The sequence below is a fragment of the Rhodoferax sp. genome (assembly GCF_014859475.1).
Classification (GTDB): domain Bacteria; phylum Pseudomonadota; class Gammaproteobacteria; order Burkholderiales; family Burkholderiaceae_C; genus Rhodoferax.
Genome location: NZ_JACUUE010000169.1, coordinates 1 through 5,302, shown reverse-complemented (window position 1 = coordinate 5,302; position 5,302 = coordinate 1). Strand labels below are relative to the sequence as shown.

General features: G+C 57.7%; 5 protein-coding genes and 1 pseudogene. All 6 read right to left on the bottom strand.

The annotated features are described in order from the left end of the window. Positions 1 to 656: pseudogene (locus tag IBX54_RS12055) on the bottom strand (hypothetical protein); the annotation flags it as partial. Positions 657 to 786: 130 nt separating this feature from the next. Next, entirely contained in the window at positions 787 to 1,416 is a 630-nt protein-coding gene (locus tag IBX54_RS12050) for an outer membrane lipoprotein carrier protein LolA (RefSeq protein ID WP_296542898.1), read from the bottom strand. Between the two features lie 5 nt (positions 1,417 to 1,421). Then, on the bottom strand, positions 1,422 to 1,859 hold the full coding sequence (locus IBX54_RS12045; protein WP_296542897.1) for a thioesterase family protein: 438 nt from the start codon (positions 1,857 to 1,859) through the stop codon (positions 1,422 to 1,424). Next, positions 1,856 to 3,439 carry a histidine ammonia-lyase gene (gene hutH, locus IBX54_RS12040; protein WP_296542896.1) on the bottom strand — a complete coding sequence of 528 codons (1,584 nt, stop codon included), beginning with the start codon at positions 3,437 to 3,439 and terminating at the stop codon, positions 1,856 to 1,858. The genes IBX54_RS12045 and hutH overlap by 4 nt, the downstream gene beginning before the upstream one ends. Continuing rightward, positions 3,420 to 4,406 carry an acyltransferase gene (locus tag IBX54_RS12035; RefSeq protein ID WP_296542895.1) on the bottom strand — a complete coding sequence of 329 codons (987 nt, stop codon included), beginning with the start codon at positions 4,404 to 4,406 and terminating at the stop codon, positions 3,420 to 3,422. Before IBX54_RS12035 ends, hutH begins: the two co-directional genes overlap by 20 nt. Then, positions 4,403 to 5,146 (bottom strand): glycosyltransferase family 2 protein, encoded by a 744-nt coding sequence (locus tag IBX54_RS12030; RefSeq protein ID WP_296542894.1) that lies wholly within the window; start codon positions 5,144 to 5,146, stop codon positions 4,403 to 4,405. Before IBX54_RS12030 ends, IBX54_RS12035 begins: the two co-directional genes overlap by 4 nt. Between the last annotated feature and the right edge of the window lie 156 nt (positions 5,147 to 5,302).

Here is a 5,302-nt window from a genome sequence, read left to right as displayed (position 1 = left end):
ATGGTGTTGATCTCGCTATGCGCCTGCACAGCGGCCGCTTCCGCATGGAGCGGCACACCAGCATGTAGCAGGCGTGCCTCGGGTAAAGCAGTGCGTACCGCTTTCGCCGCTTTAGCCAGTGCATTGCCCACCAAAGCATTGCCGTCGAGTGACATGGCGGATTGGTCAAGCTCAAACATCAGGACCATCCATTCCATGCCAGGCTGAGAGACCACCGACTCGCCCTCGCGGCTGCGAGCGCGGGTCTCAGTGGCGCGAGCCATCCACCATTGTGGCCATAGAGCCAGTGGATCGGCTCCCCAGTCTGTCAGCCGCACTGCACCGGGTTGAATCAAAGCCATAAGGGCCGACTGGGTTTGGATCGGCACCGGGGTTACCTCCAGCCAACGACGCTGCGCCTGAGTCAGCAGGCGATCCCGCCAAGGTGCATAGAACGCTGTCATGGCCGACAAAGCTGATGGGTCAGCAGGCTGAACGACGTGCCATCCCAGCCCATTGGGCAGGGCTTGGCGCCAAGTCATAGCGGCCTGCTTGGTCTGAGCCCAGGCTGGCGCCCCCACCAAGACCACGATTTGGCGCGAAGCCTGCTCGACGAGTCGATGCGTAGCTATGCTGACTTCCAGTGATTGCTCGTCTTGCGGCAGCAAGGCCAGCACATCGGTATCCAACCGCGGTTGCTGCCAGAACGACCATTGCTGTACTGCCACGGCCAGTACCACGGCCAACCACAGCCAAGCCAATAACCGCCACTGTCGGTCACCAGGCACGCCGGCAAGAGGCTGTGCATCAATCAAAAAGGGCTTCCTCGTTTCTGCTCAAAGTCTGAGCGGTTTGATGGTCACTCATGCGGATCAGCGTGCTGTCGCCCTGTGCGTCTTGCCATTGCACCAGTCGCACCTGCCTTTCGCCAGTCAGTTCCACGCGCGTTGCCCAATTGCTTAGCGCCGAATCCCTTGGCGTTAACAGCAGGCGCCAGCCCGATGCGCCAAGCAGTTCGCCCTCGACGATAAATCGCTTTGCCAGCAGCGGCAGATCAACACTCAGCAAAGCGAACATTAGCTCGGTGATGAGCCCAACCATGGCCTCGTGGCCAGACTCCAATTGCCGCGACACGCTGCCATCCCCCTGTCTGCTGATTAAGCGTTCGCGCGTCAGCAGCAACGTTGCCGAAAATGGCTCCCTCGTGTGCCAGACCACACCACGTTGCCTAGCTACCAGAAAGTCCCCGTGCGAAATCAATGGTTGCCGAAAACCCTTGATCGATTTACGCTGTTCGAATTGGCCACGCACCACCGGGGCATCAGCCAGGCGTTGGCTCACTTTAGCGATCAAACCGGCCTGCGCATCAGCCGCCCACAGCGGCAGGAAAAACCCGGCGAACGCGACACCCAAACAGTTGCGTCGTGTGAACACCATCGCCTTCAAGTTTGCACCCCGAGGCGAGCCCAAAGACACTCGGGGCAAACGAAGCGCATTTCGCGTGTGATCAAGTCCACGGCAACTTGGATGGTGTAGGCAGTAGTCAGCTTTTGGCCACTCGCCGCATCGGTGATAAGGTACTCCAGCTTGAGACGGTTTTCCCATTCGATGATGCGGGCCTGCACATGCAGTTTCTGGCCCAAAGTTGCCGGCCGCACGTACTTCAGCCGCATGTCCACGATTGGCCAGGCAAATCCGGAGGATTTCATCTCTTTGTAGCCGTAGCCCAGTTCATCCATCAAGGCACTGCGGGCCAACTCCATAAACCTGGCATAGTGACCGTGCCAGACGATATCCATCGGGTCGATATCAAAAAATGCGGGGGTAACCTCGACCACGTGAGTGAGGTTGTTTGGCCCTTTTGCAGATGGTCGAGTCATGTATGCACCTTCGGGGCATTGCAGCCCTCCGAGTCATATAGGCGCCAGACTCCCGCACGCTGCGCTTCCACTAGGGCATGCAACTCGCGGTCCAAGGCTCTGTCTTCTTCAACCAGTGACACGCGGAACGAAAGGTCGTTCAGAAAGTCGTCCAAGGCTGGACTCAGCACCACAGTCGGATCTTGACGCAAGCGTAGCGCCAAGCCTTGGCGTGCGGCCAACAACATGGCGGCCATGACCTGCTCGGTCAGCTCCAGAACACGCAGACAATCGCGCGCAGCAATCGTGCCCATGCTGACTTTGTCCTGGTTATGGCATTCAGTCGAGCGCGAGAACACCGAGGCGGGCATGGTGAGCTTCAGAGCCTCCGCCGTCCATGCCGAGACGCTGATTTGTACAGCCTTTAGCCCATGATTGATAGCTGCACGCGGCCCTACTGCCCCAGATAAATTGGGTGGGAGGCCATGGTTGTAGCGGGTGTCGACAAGAAGCGCTAGTTGACGGTCCATCAGGTCGGCGATGTTGGCGACAGCGCACTTCAACCCATCCATCGCAAACGCAATATGGCCACCATAAAAGTGGCCGCCGTGCAGAACCTGCTCGCTGTCGGGATCGATTATGGGGTTGTCATTGGCGCTATTGAGTTCATTCTCGATCAGAGTACGAAAGAAAGGTAGCGCATCGTCCAGCACACCGATTACGTGCGGTGCGCAGCGCAAAGAGTAGCGGTCTTGCAGGCGTTGTTCATTTCGCGCCGGACGGTCGCTCGCCAAATCTTGCCGAAGCCGGGCCGCTGCGCGTTGCTGTCCCGGGTGCGGTTTGACGGCAAAAAGGCGCTCATCAAAGTGGTGAGCATTGCCCGCACTGATAACTACATTGCAGGCTGTCAGTCGCGTGGACAGGCGCGCAATGCGCTCGGCCCGGCGCCAAGCCAGACAGGCAAGCGCCGTCATCACTGCCGTGCCATTCATGATCGCCAGGCCCTCCTTGGGCCTAAGGCGAAGCGGCTTTATTCCCACCGCCATCAAGGCATGGGCAGCACTGCAGCGCTCGCCCTGAAACAGCACTTCGCGCTCGCCGCACAACACTGCAGCAAGATAGGACAGCGGGGTGAGATCGCCGCTCGCACCCACCGAACCCTCCGCCGGGATCAGCGGCAGCACATCATGCTTCAACAGTCTCTCTAACTGCACCAGCAGGGCTACGCTGACACCCGAGAAACCCTGGGACAGCGATGCAAGGCGAGTGGCCAGCACAGCACGAGTCTCTTCTGGACTAAGCAAGCGACCCATCCCGCATCCGTGATATGTGTAGAGGTGATGCGGCAATTCGGCTATAAGTTGAGGTGGAATGGTTACGGTGCAGGAGTCACCATAGCCAGTTGTAACGCCGTAAATGACCCCATCTTCACGCAACAACCGGTCCAGGAACGCAGCCCCCCGCGCAATGCGGTCGCGAAACGTCTGTGCTGTGGAGAGCTCGGCTTGGACATTCTGGTCGGCAATGGCCAGAATGTCCTCGATCTGAAGGCGGCTGCCGTCAAAGCACACGCGAGCGGTCTTAGGGGGAAGATTTTTCATGATGAAGATTTGGAGCGACGGGAACTGCGCCCGGCTGATCCCAGAATGGAAAGAAATTGAACCATTCAAACGGTGCACGGCGCAACAGTGCCTCCACTCGTGCGACATATTGTTGCGCCAGAACAGTGGCCGCTGCCGCCCGCTGTCTGCGGGGCAAGTAGACATGCTGGGCCAGAAGCTCGAAAACCACCACGTGACCATCCCCTTCGCGGATGCAGCCCATCCAGAACAGCGGGCATTTCAGAAGTGATGCGATTATGTAGGGGCCAATAGGTAACACGGCAGGACGACCAAGAAAATCTACCTTGAGGGTGTTGTGTGCACCAATTGTCACTGGCACGCGATCACCGGCAATCGCCACGTATTCACCTGCGGCCACCTTCTTAGCGAGGAGAATCGCTGTCCCTAAATTGAACTCGGTGACTTGCATTAGCGTCACACCGCTTTTGGGGTTAAGCTTGCGCAAGATTCGATTGAAAAGCTCGGCATGACGGGTGTGGACCAGGACATTGACGTGCAAGCCGCTTTCTCGATCCGCGAGGGCTTGGCACAACTCGAGGCAACCCATGTGGGCAGTGATAAAAATACCGCCTTCACGACGCTGAACTCGCTTTAGCATGGCATCTAGGCCCTCGAATCTGACGTGATCAAAGCGATAGCGACCACTGGTTATGAGGGTCTTGTCGAGCAAGGTGGCCGCGAAGCTCAGGAAGTGACGCAGGACCGCTCTCCAACCCGGCGCCGAAGTGGGTACCCCTAGGTAGTGATGGGCCAGCTTCAAATACTCCATGGATGCTTGCCGGGCAACACGGCTTGTAGCCCAGTAATACGCCACCACTGGGTACATGCATACCAAAAACGGCACTCGTCCGAACAGGCGGTGCACACCATAGAGCAACCAGATGCCAGTGACAAATGTGCTTTCGCCAATCTGTGCCCAGTGCCTTTGACCTGTTGACGCGGTCATGACCTCGCCGCCTTTCGCCAAAGCAGGCGCGGCAAGCGCCACAGCATGCCCAGAAACAGAGTGGCATGCATTCGCGAGATTTGCACGTTGTCTAGCAACACACGAAAATGAGAGATACCGTCGCGCGGATAGGTCACGCGCGTTGGCAGGCTGATAATTTTCGCGCCACGCCAATGCAGACGGACCAAAACCTCACAGTCGAAATCCATTCGCATGCCCAATCGCTCGCGTTCGATGAGGTCGACAACTTCTGCCAACGGATAGACCCGAAACCCGCACATCGAGTCTCGGATAGTCAATGACATGGTGTTGATCCAGACCCAGATGTGAGTTGCATAGCGGGCATAGAGGCGGCCCTTGGGCACACTCTCGTCGTATATTGGACAGCCGACAATTACCGCTTGCGGATGGGCCTGTGCCATAGCCAGAAAGCGCGGTACGTCATTCACTTCGTGTTGGCCATCGGCGTCGATTTGAAGTCCATGGGTGAATCCCAGGTATTTCGCTTCCCGCAAGCCCGCCATCATGGCGGCTCCTTTGCCTTGGTTCACCGACAGACGAACCAAGGTCACTTTGGCCGGATTTTCAGAGGCCAAGGTATCAAGCACAGCCGCACAGCTCGACTCACTGCCGTCATCAACTAGTACACAGCGCAGCCCATGACGTTGCACACCCTCCAACATGTCACGAATCGTACTAGGGTGGTTGTAGACGGGGATCACTGCAACGGGCTTAAACATGTGGTGACTCTTTCAAAATCACGCGGCCGCTGGCGTGACGGCCTTTGTCAGATTCGAATACAAAGCCAAGCATGTTCTTGGTAGCGTCCCAACTTAACCTCACATACACTCGATCCCCCGGGAACACCGGAAGCTGAAACTTTAGGGCTTCCATCC

Coding starts and splice junctions, on each gene's coding strand:
- IBX54_RS12050 (WP_296542898.1), bottom strand. CDS start 1,416: ATGGTGTTCACACGACGCAACTGTTTGGGTGTCGCGTTCGCCGGGTTT.
- IBX54_RS12045 (WP_296542897.1), bottom strand. CDS start 1,859: ATGACTCGACCATCTGCAAAAGGGCCAAACAACCTCACTCACGTGGTC.
- hutH (WP_296542896.1), bottom strand. CDS start 3,439: ATGAAAAATCTTCCCCCTAAGACCGCTCGCGTGTGCTTTGACGGCAGC.
- IBX54_RS12035 (WP_296542895.1), bottom strand. CDS start 4,406: ATGACCGCGTCAACAGGTCAAAGGCACTGGGCACAGATTGGCGAAAGC.
- IBX54_RS12030 (WP_296542894.1), bottom strand. CDS start 5,146: ATGTTTAAGCCCGTTGCAGTGATCCCCGTCTACAACCACCCTAGTACG.